The sequence below is a fragment of the Agarivorans albus genome (assembly GCF_019670105.1).
In the GTDB taxonomy this organism is placed as follows: domain Bacteria; phylum Pseudomonadota; class Gammaproteobacteria; order Enterobacterales; family Celerinatantimonadaceae; genus Agarivorans; species Agarivorans albus.
On record NZ_AP023032.1, the window covers coordinates 541,222 to 562,778 of the forward strand.

General features: G+C 45.3%; 18 protein-coding genes. 7 read left to right on the forward strand and 11 right to left on the reverse strand.

Features of this window, described 5'->3' with window-relative positions; genetic code table 11:
* Positions 1-3: 3 nt before the first annotated feature.
* A complete protein-coding gene (gene groL / locus K5620_RS02605) occupies positions 4-1,662 on the forward strand; it encodes a chaperonin GroEL (RefSeq protein WP_016402034.1) in 1,659 nt (552 codons plus the stop codon).
* A 338-nt stretch (positions 1,663-2,000) separates the two neighbouring features.
* Here the strand turns inward: groL and K5620_RS02610 are convergent, their stop codons facing one another.
* Complete coding sequence (locus tag K5620_RS02610) at positions 2,001-3,992, reverse strand: hypothetical protein (RefSeq protein WP_215426413.1); 1,992 nt, start codon at positions 3,990-3,992, stop codon at positions 2,001-2,003.
* A 552-nt stretch (positions 3,993-4,544) separates the two neighbouring features.
* On the opposite strand from K5620_RS02610, the gene K5620_RS02615 reads away from it, so the two are divergent.
* Together K5620_RS02615 and K5620_RS02620 are read left to right on the forward strand one after the other, a co-directional pair.
* Entirely contained in the window at positions 4,545-5,036 is a 492-nt protein-coding gene (locus K5620_RS02615; RefSeq protein WP_016402031.1) for a putative pterin-binding protein, read from the forward strand.
* 12 nt (positions 5,037-5,048) lie between these two features.
* Complete coding sequence (locus tag K5620_RS02620; RefSeq protein ID WP_016402030.1) at positions 5,049-6,956, forward strand: putative bifunctional diguanylate cyclase/phosphodiesterase; 1,908 nt, start codon at positions 5,049-5,051, stop codon at positions 6,954-6,956.
* Here K5620_RS02620 and K5620_RS02625 read toward each other — a convergent pair.
* Both K5620_RS02625 and epmB read right to left on the reverse strand, forming a co-directional pair.
* Complete coding sequence (locus K5620_RS02625) at positions 6,946-7,260, reverse strand: primosomal replication protein PriC (RefSeq protein ID WP_016402029.1); 315 nt, start codon at positions 7,258-7,260, stop codon at positions 6,946-6,948. The genes K5620_RS02620 and K5620_RS02625 overlap by 11 nt on opposite strands.
* A gap of 74 nt (positions 7,261-7,334) precedes the next feature.
* Complete coding sequence (gene epmB, locus K5620_RS02630) at positions 7,335-8,357, reverse strand: EF-P beta-lysylation protein EpmB (RefSeq protein WP_016402028.1); 1,023 nt, start codon at positions 8,355-8,357, stop codon at positions 7,335-7,337.
* A gap of 34 nt (positions 8,358-8,391) precedes the next feature.
* Here epmB and efp point away from each other — a divergent pair, with 34 nt between their 5' ends.
* The 3 genes from efp to K5620_RS02645 all read left to right on the forward strand — a co-directional run bounded on the left by efp (position 8,392) and on the right by K5620_RS02645 (position 10,091).
* Positions 8,392-8,958, forward strand: a complete 567-nt coding sequence (gene efp, locus K5620_RS02635) for an elongation factor P (RefSeq protein WP_040307242.1) — start codon at positions 8,392-8,394, stop codon at positions 8,956-8,958.
* Between the two features lie 225 nt (positions 8,959-9,183).
* Positions 9,184-9,402 (forward strand): hypothetical protein, encoded by a 219-nt coding sequence (locus K5620_RS02640; protein ID WP_016402026.1) that lies wholly within the window; start codon positions 9,184-9,186, stop codon positions 9,400-9,402.
* A 326-nt stretch (positions 9,403-9,728) separates the two neighbouring features.
* Positions 9,729-10,091: a hypothetical protein gene (locus tag K5620_RS02645; protein WP_016402025.1), complete on the forward strand. Its 363-nt coding sequence runs from the start codon at positions 9,729-9,731 to the stop codon at positions 10,089-10,091.
* Positions 10,092-10,175: 84 nt separating this feature from the next.
* Here the strand turns inward: K5620_RS02645 and frdD are convergent, their stop codons facing one another.
* The 4 genes from frdD to frdA are packed head-to-tail and all read right to left on the reverse strand — an operon-like array spanning position 10,176 to position 13,460.
* Positions 10,176-10,529: a fumarate reductase subunit FrdD gene (frdD, locus tag K5620_RS02650; protein WP_016402024.1), complete on the reverse strand. Its 354-nt coding sequence runs from the start codon at positions 10,527-10,529 to the stop codon at positions 10,176-10,178.
* Between the two features lie 9 nt (positions 10,530-10,538).
* Complete coding sequence (locus K5620_RS02655) at positions 10,539-10,928, reverse strand: fumarate reductase subunit C (protein ID WP_016402023.1); 390 nt, start codon at positions 10,926-10,928, stop codon at positions 10,539-10,541.
* Positions 10,929-10,930: 2 nt separating this feature from the next.
* On the reverse strand, positions 10,931-11,665 hold the full coding sequence (locus tag K5620_RS02660) for a succinate dehydrogenase/fumarate reductase iron-sulfur subunit (RefSeq protein ID WP_016402022.1): 735 nt from the start codon (positions 11,663-11,665) through the stop codon (positions 10,931-10,933).
* A gap of 1 nt (position 11,666) precedes the next feature.
* A complete protein-coding gene (frdA, locus tag K5620_RS02665; RefSeq protein WP_016402021.1) occupies positions 11,667-13,460 on the reverse strand; it encodes a fumarate reductase (quinol) flavoprotein subunit in 1,794 nt (597 codons plus the stop codon).
* 197 nt (positions 13,461-13,657) lie between these two features.
* On the opposite strand from frdA, the gene epmA reads away from it, so the two are divergent.
* A complete protein-coding gene (gene epmA, locus K5620_RS02670; RefSeq protein WP_016402019.1) occupies positions 13,658-14,632 on the forward strand; it encodes an elongation factor P--(R)-beta-lysine ligase in 975 nt (324 codons plus the stop codon).
* 38 nt (positions 14,633-14,670) lie between these two features.
* Here epmA and K5620_RS02675 read toward each other — a convergent pair whose 3' ends face one another.
* From K5620_RS02675 to rsgA, 4 genes are all read right to left on the reverse strand, one after another.
* On the reverse strand, positions 14,671-16,074 hold the full coding sequence (locus tag K5620_RS02675) for an SLC13 family permease (protein ID WP_016402018.1): 1,404 nt from the start codon (positions 16,072-16,074) through the stop codon (positions 14,671-14,673).
* A 70-nt stretch (positions 16,075-16,144) separates the two neighbouring features.
* Positions 16,145-19,423, reverse strand: a complete 3,279-nt coding sequence (mscM, locus tag K5620_RS02680; RefSeq protein ID WP_016402017.1) for a miniconductance mechanosensitive channel MscM — start codon at positions 19,421-19,423, stop codon at positions 16,145-16,147.
* A gap of 134 nt (positions 19,424-19,557) precedes the next feature.
* On the reverse strand, positions 19,558-20,412 hold the full coding sequence (gene asd, locus K5620_RS02685; protein ID WP_016402016.1) for an archaetidylserine decarboxylase: 855 nt from the start codon (positions 20,410-20,412) through the stop codon (positions 19,558-19,560).
* A 28-nt stretch (positions 20,413-20,440) separates the two neighbouring features.
* A complete protein-coding gene (gene rsgA, locus K5620_RS02690) occupies positions 20,441-21,481 on the reverse strand; it encodes a small ribosomal subunit biogenesis GTPase RsgA (RefSeq protein WP_016402015.1) in 1,041 nt (346 codons plus the stop codon).
* Positions 21,482-21,557 lie beyond the last annotated feature (76 nt).

Sequence of the window (21,557 nt, forward strand, 5' to 3'; positions counted from 1 at the left end):
ATCATGGCAGCTAAAGACGTAATTTTTGGAAATGATTCTCGCAGCAAAATGCTAGCGGGTGTAAACGTACTAGCAGACGCAGTTAAAGTTACATTAGGTCCTAAAGGCCGTAACGTAGTGCTAGACAAATCTTTTGGCGCACCAACCATCACTAAAGATGGTGTTTCGGTAGCTAAAGAAATCGAACTAGAAGACAAGTTCGAAAACATGGGCGCACAAATGGTGAAAGAAGTTGCTTCTCAAGCCAACGATGCTGCCGGTGACGGTACCACTACTGCTACAGTATTGGCTCAAGCCATTGTAAACGAAGGCCTAAAAGCCGTTGCAGCTGGCATGAACCCAATGGATCTTAAGCGCGGCATCGACAAAGCAGTTGTAGCTGCTGTAGAAGAGCTTAAAGGTTTGTCTGCTCCTTGTGCAGATACTAAAGCGATTGCCCAAGTAGGTACTATCTCTGCTAACTCTGATACTACTGTTGGTAACATCATTGCTGAAGCAATGGAAAAAGTAGGTAAAGAAGGCGTAATTACTGTTGAAGAAGGCCAAGCGCTAACTGATGAGTTAGACGTAGTTGAAGGTATGCAGTTTGACCGTGGTTACCTATCTCCTTACTTCATCACCAACCAAGAAAACGGCACTGTTGAACTAGACAACCCGTTCATTCTATTGGCTGATAAAAAAATCTCTAACATTCGCGAATTGCTTCCTCTATTAGAAGCACTCGCTAAAGCGGGTAAGCCATTGCTTATCATTGCTGAAGATCTAGAAGGCGAAGCGCTAGCTACTTTGGTAGTTAACAACATGCGCGGAATTGTTAAAGTATCTGCTGTTAAAGCTCCAGGTTTTGGCGACCGTCGTAAAGCCATGCTTCAAGACATCGCTATTCTAACTAACGGTACTGTTATCTCTGAAGAAGTTGGCCTAGAGCTAGAAAAAGCTACTTTAGAAGATTTAGGTAGCGCGAAGCGTGTAGTTATCTCTAAAGACAACACAACTATCATTGATGGTGTTGGTGAAGAAGCTGCTATTCAAGGCCGTGTTTCTCAAATTCGTCAGCAAATCGAAGATACTTCTTCAGACTACGACAAAGAAAAACTTCAAGAGCGTGTAGCTAAACTAGCTGGCGGTGTAGCAGTAATTAAAGTTGGTGCTGCCACTGAAGTTGAAATGAAAGAGAAGAAAGACCGCGTAGAAGATGCTCTTCACGCTACTCGCGCAGCAGTAGAAGAAGGTGTTGTAGCGGGCGGTGGTGTTGCACTAGTTCGCGCTGCAGCTAAAGTTGCTGGCCTAGAAGGTGACAACGAAGACCAAAACGTAGGTATTCGCTTAGCACTTCGCGCTATGGAAGCTCCACTTCGTCAAATCGTAACTAACGCAGGTGACGAAGCGTCTGTAGTAGCTAACAAAGTGAAAGAAGGCGAAGCTAGCTTTGGTTACAACGCTGGAACTAGCGTATACGGTGACATGCTTGAGATGGGTATTCTTGACCCAACTAAAGTAACCCGTTCTGCACTACAGTTTGCTGGCTCTGTTGCTGGTTTGATGATCACTACCGAATGTATGATCACCGATAAGCCAGAAGACAAAGCTGCTGGTGGCGCTCCAGATATGGGCGGCATGGGCGGCATGGGTGGTATGGGTGGCATGGGCGGCATGATGTAATCATCGCTTCAGCTATTCATAGAAACTCATAAAGTTTCTTAAAGCCCGTAAGGCATTGCTTTACGGGCTTTTTTTATGCTTAAACCTTGGGCGATTAGTATTGCGTGGGCTAGCTGTGAATAAGGTTGTGTCCACAAGACTAGGTGTTAGAGGGCCTGTGATAAAGAAATTGAGGTAACAAGTCGCTTAGCTACGAAAGAACTATCACCAATTTATTCAAGCCATTTAAAGCTGAGTAAAACACTATTTGAACCAAGGGGCTTATTTCTAGTTGTGGTGTTTGGCGAAAGGAAACAAAACGCTCGATAGACGAGCGTTTTGTTGTTACATCATGAGGCTTAAGTCTTTGAGCACATGATGGGGTATTCGTTCCACCAGTTGGTGAGATTTAGGCCGCTCCAGCCGTCACCTGTGTAAACACGCTCAACGTGCAATTGCATAATGTGGCAATTACCTTCTGGGTCTTGCATTGCTGCATGGAAGACAGTTTTTTGCAGCTGTGGTAAGCCGGTTAACGGGTGGTTCTCTTGCGTCCAGTTACTGTTGGTACGTATGGGAGTCGATATTAGCTTGCCATAGCTTTCGGTGCGCCCAATTACCTTGGCTAGCTGTTCTTCAACTTGCTGTTGATGGGTCTTATCTTGGCTGCTGGCTGCTTTTGGCATACGTGCGTCTTTTAACTCACTCTCTAGGCGCTGGCGCATGGTAGCCTCTCCAGCTGAGATTTTTTGTTCAAGTGCGGCTGATAGCTCTTGGTGGTTAGCGATGATGTCCTTGAGAACCTCTGAGTGACCATGCACGTTTTGCAAGCGGGGTAAAAGGGCCTTCAGCTGGGCATCGGCATCACGCATCTTATCGGCTTGCGCGCTACTGAAGTAGCGTTGCGCGGAGTTATCTTGGTAATCGGCCATTGCTGTCAGCATTGGTAGCAGATCTTTCTGATAGTGTTTATCTGCATTGTCTTCTAGGGCTGCAAAGTACTTTTCGATAAAGCCTAAGGAGAATTGAATACTTTCATCATCGGCGTACAACTCGCGGAACTCTGCGATGCCTTCAGTGTATTCGCTAGAGGGGCCAATCGCTTCCCATTGCTCGATGTAGCTGTCTGAGATGTAGAACTGGCTGGATAAGGTCATTAGTTGTCTATCTAGCTGTTGGAGCATCAGGCGTTGCTGGCGAACTTCTTGTGCTTCGGCATCGGCAGCATTGGCTTGTGCGTCCAAGCGGGCTGCTAGCTCGGTGTATAAGCTGAAATCATAGTCTGGATAATCAGTCTGAAGTTTTTGAAGTGTACGTTCATAGCGAGTGACCGTGTTGGACAAGGAAGCGAGTGGTGCTCCTTTGAAAATATCACGATGGATTTGCTGGAGGGCATTCTGTAAGTTCTTTACTTGGGTGTTAGCTTTACGGTCAATCGGCTCAAGTGGGTAGAATACTAGCGGTGGTAATAGCTCTATCTTTAGCTCGTTAGTGCCACGTTTATGATAGTTGTCCAATTGAGCAATATAGTGCTCTGCGTTGTCGGTATCTTTGGCGTTAATTGCTTTTTGCAGATCGCGTTGGCAGCGGGTGAACTGACGACTAAAGCCATCGTTACGAGAAGATTGAAGCTCGCTATCTAACTGGCTAAAACATTTGTTTAGAGCGTCGTTAGTCTTGTTACCAGTGCTGCGCGCAGTGTTCTTCTTTTGCTTAGAGCTTTGCTCGGAGCTGTTAACAACTTGTTGGTCAACTTCAGCTTGCTTTGTGGTAGTTGAAGATGCAGTTACTGAAGCTGCGGTTGCACTTGCACTTGGCTCAGCCTGTGCAGTTTTTGCAACAAGCTGGTCGCGTAGGGCATAGCTGCTGCTTAAGTCATAATCGGGATCGGCTTTTTTAACGCGCTTAGCGTAGCCTTCAAAGCGCTCATTGTGCCGATTAACCGTCTTGTCGCTGCTTCCCTTTTGAATAGCTCGCTGCAACTGTCGCAGCTCATTTTGCATCTGCTCCAAGACTTTATGGTACTTAGTGTCTAGTGGTGCAACTTCAGTAATTAGCAAGAATTTGCCTAGTGCATCACCGCCTGCTTGCTCAAAATCTTGTTGGATTTGGTTTAGCTGACTGCTATACGCTTCAACATCAATATTGTTTTGCTGGTTGATGCTGGACTGTAACGTTCGCCAGCAGCGAGGGATGGCTGATTTAGCTCCCGCGAGTTTGTTTCCGCTAACCGCTTGTGCAGCTCGGTCGATACATTTGTTCATGTCGGCGTCGGTTGCCTGAGCAATAGGGACCACTAAAGCGATACTCAATCCCAGAAGAGTGAATTGAGTAATATTTCTGCATTTCATCTAATGTAAAACTCCATTTTAGCATTGGCTGTTTTTTGTTTGGTGATTACATGATTAATTGGCTTACTAACAACAACTTACACCAAATATCAGTAAATACTGCGTAATATTGCATCAACTAGAGCCAAAAACAAACAGCTAAGTTCGAGTTATTGATGAAAGTGTTGGTGATTAGTGATGAGGGTAGTTATCTAAGCCTGAAATAATGTTCTCGTTATCGTTCAAAACTTAGCTAGCTTGGCGTAATAGAGAGCTAAAAAGTGCTCTGAATAAACAAAGGAGAGCCAGCGAGTTAAGCCGCTTATCACTTTTCTGACTAACTTTCTGATGTTGGGGGCATCCATAGCCAATCAAAAACTAGTTTGTTGGTTTGTGATTGATGGTTTGCTTTAATTGGCTTTCTTAACCGCTAAAAAGCTAAGGCTTTTTAGCTTGCCCTTTTTTATTGGCTAAAACTCCCGCATACTCAGGATACAACTGCAGCAAATGCGCTATGGTTTATGATGAAGTAACTAGATATAGCGCAGCTAACCACGTTAAGGAGAACGAGTTATGCGATTTTTGTTAGCATTAGGTTTATTGGTATGTTCCTCTTTCAGCTCTGCTGAATTACCCAGCCCACAAGACGAACCTATATTAACTATTGCCGGGCTTATTCTGCATGGAAACAACCAAGGCGCAGCTGACTTTGATCTAAAGATGCTACAGGCCTTGCCGCAGCACACCATTGTTACGCGCCATCCTTGGGTTGAAACCCGCCATCACTACAAAGGCCCAAAAGTAGCCGAAGTACTAGAGTTAGCGGGAGCCCAATCGAGCAAGCTTACCCTAGTGGCCTTAAATAACTATGAAGTTGAAATCGACTTTTCCGACATTAAAAAGTTTGAGCCTATTTTGGCTTGGTCTGATAACGATCGCCCAATGCGGGTGCGCGATAAAGGCCCGTTATGGTTAATGCTGCCGATAGACGACCACCCAGAACTACTGCAAATGCCTTATAACGATTTTATGATTTGGCAGTTGCGCAGCATTATTGTTAAGTGAGCCTAGCTATTGATGAATTGGCTTACCCAGCTTCCGCAAAAATATAAGAAGTTCTTAATTTCCTTAGTGGTATCGCTGTTTGTAGTTAGTGCGGTCATCAGTATTTATCAATTAAGACAAATTATTCAGCTACTTGAGTCGCCTAAGTCGTCGACGTCTTGGTCTGTGGTTCAGTTGCAAATGGAGCATCGCCGCTTTATTAATGCGCTGCAACTTTACCGACTTGGTGGCGTAAAGCATTCTGATTTAATGCTGCGTTATGACATTTTGTGGAGCCGTTTTCCGGTGCTGTTAGAAGGCCAAGAAAACGCCGGTTTTCACAATATAAAGTCTGCCAGACAACTGGTTAGAGAGCTGTTTCAAGAGGTTCAGCGCATCGAGCCTCTGCTACAAGCCTTACCGCCTAGTCACGAGAAGTTTGTACAGGTGATTGAACGGCTGAACATGTATTCTGCCCCTATCAATACCTTGGTGAATAAAGAGTTTCAGCGAAACAGCGAGTTTGATAAGAAAACTGACTTTAAGTTATTACAACTGCAGCTGATTTTGTCTTTTGCCATTGGTGCGCTGTTAATTAGCGGCTCCATTTTAATTGTGATGATAGTGCGCGAGAATCATATTAATCGCTATCTTGCAAATCACGATGTTCTCACCGGCTTACCTAACCGGGCCGGTTTACGAGAATTTATTGCGAGCCTAGAGAACAATCGCCGAGATTACGCGATTATGGTGCTAGACCTTAACGGCTTTAAAGGCATTAACGATAGTTATGGTCACGAGTATGGCGACCGCATCTTAAATGTGGTGGCGCAGCGTTTAAACGGGCAAATGCGCCATTGTGATTACGCGGTGCGTTTAGGTGGTGATGAGTTCGCCATTGTACAAACACGCGTGCGTTCAAGTGAAGACTGCTCTGGCTTTGCGCAGCGTTTAATTAACGTGATAGAAAAACCAATGTCTTTGGAAGACCGAGAATGCTTTGTAGGCACCAGCATTGGTATTAGCACCGCCTTAGACAGCCAGGATGACTGGCTCACTATATTGGGCCAAGCAGATACCGCCATGTATCAGGCTAAGCAAGAGTCACGTTGCAGCTCTTGGCAGTTTTTCGAAGGGCAAATGCAATTGGCCAAAGAGCGAGAGCAGCATTTACTTAGCCAGTTTCGTGATGCTCTAGAAAACCAGCATTTGAGCTTGTTTTATCAACCTATTTTGGACTTAGCGAATGACAAAGTAGTGGGTGCCGAGGTGCAAGCGCGCTGGGAGCATCCGGTTTATGGCTGGGTAGAGCAGGCCGAATTGGTGGACATTGCCCACGCTTGTGGCTGTGTAGTGGCGTTAGAATCTTGGGTACTTCGTGCATCTACTCAGCAACTTAAGCGTTGGCAGCATGGCTTAAATACCAACTTGCAATTGGCGGTGTCGATTTCTTCATCAACTTTACACAACGATTTATTAGTACTGGTGAACAAAGTATTAATTGAGAGCCGAATATTGCCGCATCGCTTAATCATTAACATTATCGATAGTGACCAACAAATGCTGTTAGATTGTGTGGATGCGATTCGAGAGTTACGCCGCATTGGAGTGAGTTTATCACTGGATAATTTTGGTAGTGCAGAATGTCCCTTGGAATTGCTTAATCACCTGCCAGTACAGTACTTGCGCGGTGCTAAATCCTTAATGTCGGATCTGCTCAATGCCAGCGACAAACAGCCTATGTTGATCGCCACGGTGATGTTTGCCAATCGCTTGGGAGTGAAATTAGTGGTAGATGGCGTAGAGAATCAACAGCATTTAGAGCAGCTTAAAGAGATTACAAAAGAAGTGTTGGTATTGGGAGCGGCTGTCGCTGCTTGGGCGCCAGCCGAAGAGTTCTCCCCCTACCTGAGAGCATTTGCAGAAAGCCCTAGCGAGTAAGCTGTTTAAAGTTGGCCAGTAAGCCGTGGATTTGCTCTAGTTTGGCAACCATTACTTTTAGTTGAGTCACAAAGTGCTCATCGTCTTGGCTTTCTTGTAGTAGCACCAAATCACTTGCTAACTCTTCCACATAGGGCAAAAACTGACGATCTTTGGCCTTAAATAAACTGTCTTTAAACAACTCGGTATACTTGGCTTTGCCTTGCTCTTGTTGCTGCTGAATCACCGTGTCGGCATCAATGGCCTTGTGGTAGATGTCTTTGAGGTTTTCTTGAATTTGCTCAATGAGCTTGGTTTTATCCATGAATGTGGTCGCTGTATTTGGGTGAATACGTGCTTAACTTAAAAAGGAGTTAAGCCTTGTTCTGTTGCTTTAGTTTAGCTCAAGCCAATATCTATGGGTGTTTTACTGCGTTTGCCTGCTTGCTCGCGGGCTAAGCGAGGAACTAAGAAGCCAGGTAAGCGTTGATATAAGTCCTGCATTATCGTTACTGCGCTTTGCTCGTCAATATCGTAATGGGCTGCACCGGCAACTTTGTCGAGCAAAAATAAATAGTAAGGCAAAATATTAGCCGAGAATAAGGCCTCACTTAATTGCGCTAGAATGCTGGCATCATCGTTTATATCCTTTAACAGCACTCCTTGGTTAAGCAAAGTAATGCCTGCTTCATGTAATTTGGCAAAGGCGCTGCTTAGCTCTTGGTTTATCTCGTTGGGGTGATTGATGTGGCTTACCACAATGGTTTGCAAACGAGTTTGTGCCAGTAGCTGAGTCAGCTCGATAGTAATTCTGCTTGGAATAACCACTGGTAATCGAGTGTGAATACGCAGCCGCTTTAAGTGGGGAATTTGTTCTAGTTGTTCTATTAACCAAGCAAGCTGTTGGTCGTTAGCCATTAGTGGGTCGCCACCACTAAAAATTACTTCATTAATTGCTTGATCTTGTGCGATATAATTTAGCGCTTGTTGCCAACCCTGTTTGTTTGGGCTGTTATCTTGATAAGGAAAGTGGCGACGAAAACAATATCTACAGTTAACCGCACAACCACCACGTACAATAAATAATACTCGGCTTTTATATTTATGCAGTAAACCGGGTACAGCGGCTTGGTGCTCTTCTAAGGGATCTTCGTTAAAGCCTGCTACTTCAATAAACTCAGCGTGCTGAGGCAAAACTTGCAGTAGCAGTGGGTCATTAGGATTGGCTTTTTGCATGCGTTTGGCAAAGCTTAAAGGCACACGCATTGGGAATAATTTGCGGGCTGCAATGTCTGATTGGAAGTTTTCCGGGTCTAATTGCAAAAATTGCAGCAGATCTTTGGGATCTGTGATGGCGTTTGCCAGCTCTTTTTGCCAATTACCCTGCACAGCAGCGTCGTTTCGCGGTATTATTCGCAACATTGAAATTGATATTACCTTGTAAGTAGAGGACCAAATGGCGTCATATAGTACCAGTGAATTCAAAGGCGGGCTAAAAATTATGCTCGACGGCGAACCATACGCAATTCTAGAAAACGAATTTGTAAAACCAGGCAAAGGCCAAGCATTTAACCGCGTTAAGTTACGCCGTTTATTAACCGGTAAAGTATTAGAAAAAACCTTTAAGTCGGGCGAATCTGTAGAAGCTGCCGACGTAATGGATTACGAATTAGCCTATTTATACAACGATGGCGAGTTCTACCATTTCATGAACAACGATACTTTTGAGCAAATTGCCGCTGACGAAAAAGCAGTGGGCGATACGGCCAAGTGGTTAGTTGAGCAAGACGTATGTGTTATTACCACTTGGAACGAAAATCCAATTGCTGTAATGCCACCTAACTTTGTAGAGTTAGAAGTGACAGAAACAGACCCTGGCCTTAAGGGTGATACTGCCGGTACTGGTGGTAAACCCGCAACTCTAAGCACTGGCGCGGTTGTGCGTGTGCCATTGTTTATTCAGATTGGTGAAGTGGTTAAGGTTGACACTCGCAGCGCCGAATATGTAGGCCGTGTAAAGTAATCACTACTTAAAAAATAGTAGGGAGCTTCGGCTCCCTTTTTTATTTCGTTTTTTGTTTAAGATCTAGTTTGATCAACTAACTTTTTAGATGAAAAATATGTTTGCTAGTTGAATAAAATTTCCTCGTTAATCGCTTTGATTTAAGTCAATTTTAAACTTTGCGCAAACGCCATTTGTCTGCAATGCTTAATCAACGACCCACTTAATGACAAAAAGGTTATCAGTATGGAAGCAGTGATAGAAGCACCTGTAGGGCATGTAAGTAAGCGTTACTCCCATAAACTGAGTTTTGCAAAAGGCGCAGGTGATTACCCAACCGGGGTGTTTGAGCAGTTAGCTTGTAAAGAAGCAGAATTGGATATGCTTAAACAGCGAGAGATGCAGTTAGAATCAGAAATTCGTTTACTTAAACGTAATTGCCAACGAGACTTGAAAGTAGGCTGACCCCAACTCAGCGTATTTACTCTTTAAGCTAGTAAAAGTGTTATCTGTGATAATTGGTTTTTGACTGAGTGTATTGTTGCACTGGCCGCCCTTTTACTAGGCTTAACTATATTTTATTCCTTCCGGCATCCGCAGCTAAAGCAGCTTTATCGCAATTCCCCTCGACATTTATTCACCACCAAAATGACTAAACTTGGGTTTTGCTATAGGGAGTCAGTTGTCTTTACTCCTCTAGCAACGCTTAGCAGCAGTGTTACGCTGTTCTATGTTTTGACAAGGTATGTTAAGTACTAAGTCTTTTTAAATTCCGAATCCAAGGAGTAGATATGCTGCTTGTTGTTGCGTCACTGATATTGCTCTTAATTGCGGTGGTGCATTCCTATTTAGGTGAAAAGTACATTCTTATCCGTTTGTTCAAGCGCGATAACATTCCGCATTTATTGGGCGGTGATCATTTTACCAAGGGTACTCTGCGGTTTTGTTGGCACATATTGTCGGTATGCGCACTGGGCTTCGCCGCTCTATTGTTTACCGCTTCACCCGCCGACACTTTGTTGTTATTAATTATAGGCAGTGTGTTTTTTCTAAGTGCTTTGCTAGCCCTATTTTTTACCAAGGCTAAACACTTGTCTTGGCTGGCATTTGGGCTGATTAGTACGATATGTTTTATCGAGGCACTTAGCGGGTAGCAGCAATAAATTGCGAGCAGTTAGGGATGATGTAGTGGTGAAACAAAGTGGGCAATTAACTTAGCCCACTTTGTTTTTAGCTATTTATACTAAGCCCAGTAACAGCAGTGTTGCGCAGGCGATTGAGCCAGCGAAGGCTACGCCATAGCACAATGCTTTTACTAAGTTGCCAGCGTGAATGCCGAAGTCATGCAGGGTGTGATAGAGGCGATGCATACATAACCATAACGGCAGGCTAATCACTATCCAAATTACTGCTGCGCCTAACCAGTGTTGGGAGAAGGCTAGGAGTCGCTCATAGGAGAATTGTTCGCCCGGAATAATCCCCATAGGCACCAGTAAGCCAGTAATTAAAATAGCGATAGGAGTGAATAGCGCAGCAACCATGCCGCCAGCGCCAAACATTCCCCAAAATACAGGTTCATTAGAACGTTTCATTGGTGTCTCCTAAATCAAAACCAAGATTAAGCCAGCTAAGCTAATCACAGCCAAAGCGCCGTACATTCCACTTACTATCCAGCTGTCGGGTACGCGCTTTTGGCCTAGCCAAATGTTGGCGGCTTTAGGGGCTAAGCTAAACCAGGTAATGCTGTGATAAAGCGTCCAGGCAAGGCTAAGTAAGTGAAATACTACCCAGCCTGGTTGGCTCATTGCATCTAGCCAACCGTTAAAGGCCTCGGCCCCTTGGCTTAAACGAAATAGACCAAACAGCAATACAAAGCTGTAAATGGCAATCACTAGGCTTGAGCCTTCACGGATGATGTACTTGGTATGAAAAGTATTTTTGAGCCACCAAGTTGCACCCATCTTACGTTCATAAGGTTTACGTTTGCTCATGCTTACTCTCCTGGCTTGAACATGGCTATCACATAGTCTTTAGCGCTATCTACTTTGCCGAGTTGAATAGCGGCGGCCGGATCGACGTCTTTCGGACAGACTTTTGAGCAGTAACCCACAAAGGTACAGCCCCATGCGCCTTCTTCAGCGTTGACTATTTTCATTCGCTCGGCCTTGCCTGCGTCACGGCTGTCTTGGTTGTAGCGGTGTAATAGTGCGAGTGCAGCCGGTCCAGTGAAAGATTTGTCTAAGCCATATTGCGGACATGCCGCGTAACAAAGGCCACAGTTAATGCACATCGAGAATTGACGATATTGCGCCATTTGCTTAGGTGATTGGGTGTGACAGCCATCTTCTAAAGCGCGTGGATTATCGTTGATGATGTAAGGTTTTATGGCTTCTAACTTCTCAATGAAGTCGCTCATGTCTACCACTAAATCACGTTCGATGGGAAAGTTTGCTAGCGCTTCTACCTTCATGCCATTGGGGTAATCACGCAAGAAGGTTTTACAGCCTAACTTAGGAACGCCATCTACCATCATGCCGCAGCTACCACAAATAGCCATGCGGCAAGACCAGCGGTAGCTAAGGGTAGGGTCAAGTTCGTCTTTAATGTAAGCCAAGGCTTCTAGCAGCGACATTTCGCGGGTGTAAGGAACGTCGTAGCTCTGCCATACCGGCTCGTGGTCGCTTTCTGGGCGGTAGCGCAGAATATCGATTTTCATCGTTTCGGCCATGTTAATTTGCCTCCGCTTGTTTTTTGGCTGCTTCTTGGGCATCGGCGGCTGCGCCGTAAACACGTTCGGCAGGTTGAGATTTGGTGATCTTCACATCGCTGTAGCTAATCTCTGGTGCACTGTCAGGGCGGTAATTAGCTAAAGTGTGTTTAAGGAAATTCACATCATCACGCTGCTCATAACCATCAATACGCTGGTGCGAGCCGCGGCTCTCTTTGCGGTTAATCGCCGAGACAGCCATCGCTTCGGCTACGTCTAATAAGTAACCAAGTTCTACAGCGTAGAGCCATTCGGTATTAAACACTTCGCTGTCGTCTACCAACTTAATGTTTTTGTAGCGCTGTTTTAGCTCGGCAATTTTATCGATGGTTTGTTGCATGGTTTCTGCGGTGCGGTAAATGCCCACACCAGCTTCCATGGTACGACCTAACTCGTTGCGAATGTCTGAGGTTTTTTCATCACCTTGATTCGATTTTAAGGCTTGGTACTTAGCCAGAGTTTGCTCTGCTTGCTCAAGCAATGAAGCACTGTCGCTATGCTCACTCACAATGGCATTGCGTGCTGCTGATTCGCCCGCCACCTGACCAAATACGGTTATTTCGGTGAGTGAGTTAGAGCCTAAACGGTTAGCGCCATGCAAGCCAACTGATGAACATTCACCTGCGGCATATAAGCCTTTTAGTGATGTGGCACAACGGCCGTCGGTTTCAATACCGCCCATGGTGTAGTGCACGGTTGGGCGCACTGGAATCGGCTCTTTAACGGGGTCTACGCCCATATAGGCTTTTGCCAATTCGCAAATAAACGGTAAGCGTTCTAGTAAGTAGTCTTCGCCTAAGTGAGTAAGGTCGAGGTTTACGTAGTCGCCATTTGGCCCTTCAATGGTTCGGCCAAGTTGCGCTTCTTGCCAAAAGCACTGGCTTAAACGGTCTCGAGGCCCTAGCTCCATGTATTTGTTTTTAGGTTCGCCAACTGGCGTTTCTGGCCCTAGGCCGTAGTCTTGTAAGTAACGGTAGCCATCTTTGTTGGTAAGAATGCCGCCTTCACCACGACAGCCCTCGGTCATTAAAATGCCTGAGCCGGGTAAACCAGTAGGGTGATATTGGACAAACTCCATATCACGCAGTGCTACGCCATGACGATAAGCTAGGGCCATACCGTCACCAGTCACAATGCCGCCGTTGGTATTAAAGCGATAAACGCGACCTGCACCGCCAGTGGCAATAATCACCGACTTAGCTTGAATAAGCTTGGCTACGCCTTCGGCGATATCTAAGGCGATAACCCCTTTTACTTGGCCGTCTTCTACGACTAGGTCGAGCACAAAATGCTCGTCGTAGCGCTTAATGCTGGGATACTTGGTTGAAGTTTGAAACAAGGTATGAAGAATGTGGAAGCCACTTTTATCGGCTGCAAACCAAGTTCGCTCGATTTTCATGCCACCAAAACGGCGTACGTTTACACTGCCGTCGGGACGACGTGACCAAGGGCAACCCCAGTGCTCTAGTTGAGTAAGTTCTTTGGGAGCGCGCTCAACAAAAAAGTCCACCACGTCTTGTTCACACAACCAATCGCCACCCGATACGGTGTCGTTAAAGTGGTTATCAAAGCTATCGTGATCTTGAGCTACACCTGCAGCACCACCCTCTGCGGCAACGGTGTGGCTGCGCATTGGATATACTTTTGAAATTAATGCTACTTCTAACTCGGGGTGTTGTTCTGCAACTTCAATGGCGGCGCGTAAACCTGCGCCCCCAGCGCCAACAATGGCGACATCAGTTTTGATTACTTCCACGCTTTTCTCCATACGAAATAAGCCTACAATGATTGTGCGGGTATTAGCTTTTTGATGCTTGACTAAAATCAAATATTGACGCTACTTTGTGCAAGCTGCTGAGATAATTTAGCTTTTGAGATATAACTCCCGCTTTTGTTAGCAAAGTGGTATAAAACCCCGCGACAATTTCTAACTCAATGCAGGAAAAAATTTGCATGTCTGAAACACTTTGGCAACCCTCTGCAAGTATTCAAACACTTCAGCAAAGAGCAAAAATCATTAACAAAATCAGATGTTTTTTTGCCAAGCGTGAAGTGATGGAAGTAGACACACCTTGTTTAAGCCAGGCCTGCGTGAGTGACGTGCACTTGCATAGCTTCAGCACAACTTTGTCTGGGCCGGCTGCACCCAAAACCATGCCTTTGTATTTACAAACCTCGCCCGAGTTTCATATGAAGCGTTTATTAGCTGCTGGTAGTGGCTGCATTTATCAGCTGGCAAAAGCTTTTCGTAATGAAGAGGCTGGGCGTTTTCATAACCCAGAGTTCACTATGTTGGAGTGGTACCGTATTGGTTTTGACCATTTTGCCTTAATGGATGAAATGGATGAGTTAATCACCGAGGTCTTGGCTTGTAATAAGGCAGAGCGTTTAAGCTATGTTGAAGCCTTTGAGCGACACCTTGGTATCAATCCCATCAATGCTAGCCAAGCTGAGTTTGTTGCTGTAGCTAAACGCCTATCGGTTGAAGATTTAGTGGTGAATGAGCCTGATCGAGACACCATTTTGCAGCTGTTATTTAGCTTGGGCGTTGAGCCTAAAATTGGCCAGCAGCGCCCTTGCTTTGTTTATCACTTTCCAGCATCACAAGCCGCGCTAGCTAAAATTTCAGCAAAAGACCCGCAAGTAGCAGAGCGCTTTGAGCTGTATTTTAAAGGCATAGAGTTAGCCAATGGCTTTCATGAACTCACCGACGCTAAGGAGCAAGCCGCGCGTTTTGCTAAAGACCAGCAGGTGCGGGAAAATATGGGCTTGGCTGCTGCGCAAGTGGATCAGCATTTTTTAGCTGCTTTAGCGGCAGGCCTCCCCGCTTGTGCAGGCGTTGCTCTAGGCATCGACCGCCTGTTGATGTTGGCATTAGGCACGCCTAACATTCAAGCGGTGCAAAGCTTTAGTGTAGACAGGGCGTAAACAAATAAACGGGAGCTGTGCTCCCGTTTATTTTGGTGTTATAGGAATATCATCATAGCCACATACAGTAGCGCCAAGCCGGTACAGCCAATAATCCCGCCTACTTTTATTAAGTCTTTGGTTTCAATAAAGCCGGTTGAGTAAGCCAAGGCGTTGGGCGGGGTGCTAACGGGTAACATCATGCCTAAGGAAGCCGACAGGGCGACAATAATTAGTAGGGTTGTGATGCCGCCGTCACCATCCAAACCATGCAAGCTGGTGGCAACTGCCGCCGCGATGGGCATAATTAAGTTGGCGGTGGCCGTGTTCGACATAAAGTTCGCCATCACCACACAAATAATCGATAGCACCACAATTACGGCTAAGGTGGGCAGGCTAGCAAAGTCGATAGATGTAGCTATTTTGGCGGCTAAGCCACTTTTTTCTAATGCCATACCCATGGCAATACCACCGGCCACTAACCATAATACGTCCCAGTTAAATAGCTTGAGATCGTCTTTGCCAATGACTCCCGTTAAGGTAAACACCGCTAAAGGAATAATTGCTACCACGTAACTGTTCATGCCGTGCCACGCGGTGCTTAGCCATAATAAGATAGTGAGCGCAAACGTGGCATACACAATGTAAGCGCGAGTACTTCGTTGAAAATGGCCTTTCAGATTCAGCTCTAATACACCGGTTTTTGAGGGATAGAGCTTGCACAACAAAAACCAGCCAATTGCTAGTTGAATAATCACAAAAGGAATACCAAAAGCCATCCAAGAAGCGAAGGTAATTTGCCCCTCTGGAATATATTGCAGGGCAATGGCGTTGGGTGGCGTACCAATTGGAGTACCTATGCCACCGGTATTAGCCGCTACTGGAATAGCTAAAATCAAGCCTTTCATGCCCAAGTCATTACGCGGCGCAGCGGCAATTAAGGGGCCTACAATGGCCAGCATCATTACGGTGGTAGCGGTGTTACTCATAAACATACTGAACACGGCAGTAATTAGCATAATGCCGAGCATGATCATTGGAATGCGTTTGCCAAATGGCTTGAGAAGTACACGGGCTAAGTTGTTGTCTAGCTCAAACTTAGATGCGCCAATCGCTAAAGCAAAGCCGCCCATAAACAGGATGATAATTGGCGATGAAAAGGCATTAAATATACTGGTATAGGGCAGCAGTTCACCCATTGGTGCTGGCCCAGTATCGGCCACAATGGCACTAATTCCCTGATTAGAGATAAGCACCAGTTCCAAGGTGATAATTAATAATGAAGTAGCAAACACTGGCACGGGTTCAAAAATCCATAACAGCGCCGCCAGTACAAAGATAGCAATGATACGGTGTTGAACCACGGTTAACTCTGGTAGTGGAATGGCACTAGTGGGAAGTGCCAGTATTAACAGGGGAACAATAAAACAAACCAGCAGCTTGAAATGTTTTTGCACGGCCATGATCGAGGGTCTCTGGGCTAATTAATTGAAATAGAGGTTTTTTATAGCCCTTAAGATAACAAAACCGTGCTCAGGGATTGAGAGATATATCTAATTGTGGGTAGGCTATCTCTATGTTATTCGCCTTAAACTTGTCATTGATCAAAGTGTACAGTTCATGGGTCATCGGTAAGCGGTAGCGCATTTCACTCACGTGAACACGCATTTCAAATTTCATTCCGTTGTTGGTGTATTCGGTAAAGTATATTTCTGGTGCGGGGTTGGCTAGTACCAAGCTGTTAGCATCTACCGCTTCTTGCAATAGTTTGTTCACTAGCTGGTTATCAGAGCCTTGTTTAACTTGCACCATTAGCACCACACGGGTGATAGGATCGGTGAGCGACCAGTTAATAAATTGTTCCGTGATAAAGGCCTTGTTAGGTACGATTATTTCTTTGCGATCCCAATCGACAATAGTGGTAGCGCGAGTTTCAATGTTAGAAATCGTGCCGGTAAGTTCGCGAATTGTCACGGTATCGCCAATGCGAATTGGTTTTTCAAACAGAATAATTAAGCCTGAAATAAAGTTAGCAAAAATCTCTTGCAGACCAAAACCTAAACCTACGGTAAGTGCAGCAACCAACCACTGCAGTTTCGACCACTCGATGCCCAACAAACCAAAACCGCTGAAAATACTAAACAGTATTACCATGTAATTAATCATGGTGGTGATGGCAAAGCCGGTGCCGGGGTTAAGTGATAAATGCTGCAAGACCATCAGTTCTAACAAACCAGGTAAGTTGCGGATAAGCACTACTGCAAAAAAGAATACCAATAGGGCAGAGCCTAAAGAGCGCAGGGTAATGGCGTCTACCGTGGCTACACCGGCGCGGCTAGAGCTGCTTTCCCACAATGTGATGTTGTCTAGAAACGAAAACGCACTGGTCATTTCCGACCAACTCAAAAGCAGAACTAATACTAGAGACAGTACCAAGGCAGCACGCAATAGGCCCAAAGACTGGGCGCTAATGGTGTCGAGGTCGATGACGGGTTCCTCGATTGAATCAATCACTCCCTCATTTGAGCTAGAAGAGTCGTCTTCTTCAGATTGGCGTTGAGCAATCATTTCAGCGCGGCGCACTTTTGCTCGGTCAAAAGCAATTCGGCGGCGTTGTAGTAGCATCCAACGGTGAATAAGCAAATAGCCCAATAAGAAAACCGCAGCGATGATGAAGCTAAGCACTACCTGCCAATAAACCGTAAATGCGGTGGCAAAAAAGCCTGCTGCAGAGGCGAGTGCTGCCATTAAGGGGATGCTAATGGCGGCGCCCCAAATCAGCTTTTTCGCTAATTGTGGCGCTTTAAAAATGTCTAAGTGATAGTTCACCGGAAGCTCTATGCGATAAATACTGTGAAAGCCGTAAGCTACCCACAATAACAATGCAATAAAGGCCAAACGTGCCAAGCCACTATAGGCCGGCTGACTGGTTTGTAATATGCACAGATTAAGGATGAATACTAAGGGCAAGCTTACGTAAACCACGCGGCGGATTAAGGTAATTGCTTGGCTGATGTTTACCAAAGGCCATTTGAAATGCGTATTTAGCAGGCCATTTTTTTGGCAAAACTGTTGTAACAAATGAAATAGCCATAACACGATGGCAACGTTAAATAGGGCATCTCCCAAGTCGCGAGCGAAGGAAGACTCCCATTCATACATCAGGGCAAAACCCACACTGCCAATAAATAGCGCCACGGGAGTAGCAAATACCGCGCTGACTAACAAATTGGCAAGGGTATAGCTAAATTTGTCGCGGGTAATGTTGCCGGTTTTTGAATCGATGCGCTGCAGGTAGCCTTTAAGCCAATGCTTTTTTAAATAGTAGATGTAAGCAACACTGGCTGCCACTAGCAATAACCAGCCTAACCATAGCCAAGACAGTTTGGCGATGGCATCGCTGAGTTGTGAGTATTGCTGAGCGCTAAATAACCATATCAAAGAGTAACGAATATCACTGAAAAAGCTTAAATCGATGGCTTTTACATCGGCCGTCCAAAATAGCTCTTGGTTGGCTTCTTGGTTAATGGTGTTCAGTTGACTGTTTAGTTTTGAGTAATCCAGTTTAAGTCGAGCTAACTCAAATAGTCTTGCGTCTAACTCCAGTAAGTATTTGTCTGAAAGCTGCTGGTTAAGCTTCAAATGCTTGTTAAATATTCTGGCTTGTTCTTCGTTTAAGGTGGCGATGAACTCGCGCTGAGCCTTTCTTTGGCTTTGATTACGTTGGGTATAAAGTAGATTTTGGTGACGATGTTTACTGATCCGCACTTCAATAATCTGTTGCTCTATTGGCGCAACTGCTTTGAATTTTGGCAAACTAGAGATCTGTTCTCGTAGGTATTCACCATAGGAGCGAGTGACCTTTAACCAGGATACTTGTTCTTTAAAATTAGCGAAGGTGAGTTTGATGTGTTCAAGCTCGTCGTTTACTTCCTCCTGTAGGTCGGCAATCTCTTCACTTTGTTCAAATAAGGCTGATAGCTCTGTTTGTAGTAACTGATTCTGTTCTACTAAGTTTTTCACTATCGGGTCATTAAGTAACTCGGGAGCGGCAAAAGCTAGCTGATCAGATAGCCGTTGAGCTTCTGCGCGATGCTCTAGTGACAAGCGATTTTTAACACTTTCTACAATCCGCTTTTCTGCCAACTGAGTGCGTTGTAGCAAGCTTATTTCAAGCTGCAGCAGCTCGTTTCGGTGGTTGGCACTTTGCGCAGCGAGTTCCAGCATCGCCAACTGGGCAGTTAGGCTGGCTTCGTTAACTTGAGCGCGAACTCGCTCGGCTTCTTCCACTTCGTTAAGCACGCCAAACTCAAGCTGCTCTAGCTTCGCGCGAACGGTGTTTAACTGCTCGCGCAGCGGTCCACTGCGCTGGTGGTTTTCGCTTACGTCTAAATCGATACGGTATTGGCGCTGTTTTAGCTCGTCAATTTGGCTATTGGTATTGCTGAGCTTAGCCTGCCAAATAGTGAGTTGTTCATTTAATTGATTCGAGTTTAGCTCAGCTAAGTTTTCAATGACCGGCGCTTGATATTGATTAAGTTGCTCTTGTTGCTCTTTTCGTAGGCGAGAGAAGTTGTTGATAATACCGCGGTAGTATTTTGCTTTTTCGCGGTAACTATTGCCCTCTTTTAATAGCGCTAAGGATTCTTCATAGATGAGTTGCTGTTGCTGGGTGTTTAAGTTGCTAGGCTGGGTATCTAGCGAGCTGATTAAGCCTTTGAGATGAGATTCTCCGCCCACGTTTGCTTGTGCCGCTAAGCAAAAGAACAGTAGCGATACGAGGAAACCGCGAGAGAAAATCGATAAAGTCATTGGTAAACAGCCATGGTTAAGACCGCATCATTGCGCTTAGCTTTGTTAGTTATTTTATATTAAATATTTGAAATAGCGTAATAATAAGCAGAATTGAATAAGCCTTGGTAAAGAATTGCCAAGGCTTATAGCAGCTATTCAGCTTTAGTTGCAAAGTGAGTCCCCATTACGGTGGCAACTGTTGGCGCTAGTGATTGTTCAAACTCTATGGCGTCTTTGGCAAATAGCATCACCACGGTGGAGCCTAGTTTAAAGCGGCCCATTTCGGCGCCTTTATCTAGGCTAATGTCTTGGTCTTGATAATCCCAAGTGAATACTTGTTTTCCGCCCGGCGGCGTTACGGTGCCAGACCAAATAGTTTCTATGCTAGCAACAATGGTTGCACCTACTAATACCACGGCCATTGGGCCGAACTCAGTATCAAAAATGGCAACTACACGCTCATTGCGGGCAAACAGATTCGGCACATTAGCAGCAGTGAGAGGGTTAACCGAGAAAAGTTGCCCTGGTACGTAGACCATTTTGCGCAATTTGCCTTTACAAGGCATGTGAATGCGGTGGTAGTCTTTGGGAGCTAGATAGATGGTTGCGAAGTCGCCGTCGCTAAATTCTTCTGCTAAGGCTTTATCTCCACCAAGTAGTTCACGGGCGCTGTAGTCATGACCTTTGGCTTGAATTAACTGACCATGCTGGATGGGACCAAGTTGGCTTACTGCGCCATCCACCGGGTGAGCAAGCTTGTTGTCGCCTTCAACAATAGGGCGAGTGCCAGGCTTTAACGGGCGAGTAAAAAACGCATTGAAGCTTGGGTAAGCATTGGCTTCGCTGTGAACCGCGTCGTTCATATCTACTTGATAGTGGTTTATGAATTTTTTAATGATCCAATGACTCAACTTTCCTGCTTCAGCTTGAGCAAGCTTACCCACTAAACGGGATAAACCGTGTTGAGGGAAGCAGTACTGGGCGGCAACTTTAATTTTGTCTAACACGCTAGGTTCTCGTTGTTTATTGGTTTAATTATTTCTTTCCGGGAATAACCCGAGAAGGTTTGTTATTTTCCATCGTTTCGAGAATACGCTGGTAGCTGTCGAAACGCTGTTGCAAAATTTTGCCTGAGTCTATCGCTTCTTGCATCGCACAACCAGGGTCTCCTTGGTGCTTGCAATCACGAAAACGGCATTGATTTAACCAAGGGCGAAATTCGATAAAGCCCCAAGCTACTCGGTCTTTTTCAAGATGCCAAAGTTGAAATTCACGTACTCCGGGGGAGTCGATTAAGCGGCCGCCACATACTAAGTGATACAAACGAGCGGTAGTGGTAGTGTGCTGGCCTAGGCCAGATACTTCAGATACTTCTTTGGTATCGATGCTTTGCTCTGGCAGAAGACTATTTACCAGCGAGCTTTTGCCTACGCCTGATTGGCCAACAAAAATACTGGTTTTATTGCTTAATTGTTGGCTTAAATCATCAAGCCCTTCAGCTTGTTTGGTGCTAGCGTAAATAACTTTGTAGCCAAGCTGCTGGTAATTTTTGAGTTGCTCTTCAATTATTTTGCGTTGCTCGGCATCAAGCAGATCAACTTTGTTCAGCAGGATAATGGGTTCAAGATCTACATCTTCAACGGCAACTAGGTAGCGATCTACAATGCTGGTGGAGAATTCGGGTAATACTGCAGAAACTATCACTACTTGGTCGATGTTGGCGGCAATGGCTTTAATACCGTCGTAAAAATCAGGGCGGGTAAGCACAGAACGGCGTTCGTGGCAGGCTTCAATAACCCCTCGAATACCGGACTGTTCTTCGTTGCCGGCTCGCCATACAACTTCATCTCCAGTGACTAAAGAGCCTACTGAACGGCGCATATTACAACGGAATATTTCTCCATTGTTAGCTTCCACATCGGCATGTTGGCCGAAGCGGCTAATGATAGTTCCCTCTTGTTGAGGACCTAATTGGTCATCTAACCATTGGTGGCTATCTTGTTTTTTTAAGCGCTTTTCTTGGTTGCTGCGCACACGGCGAAGCTGACCTTGGCTCAGTTTCTTTCTCTTTGTCACGAAAACTGCTATTCAAGTAAGTGTAATAAATCGCTATGATACCGCTTATCAAAGATTTGCGGAAAATATTTCCGAA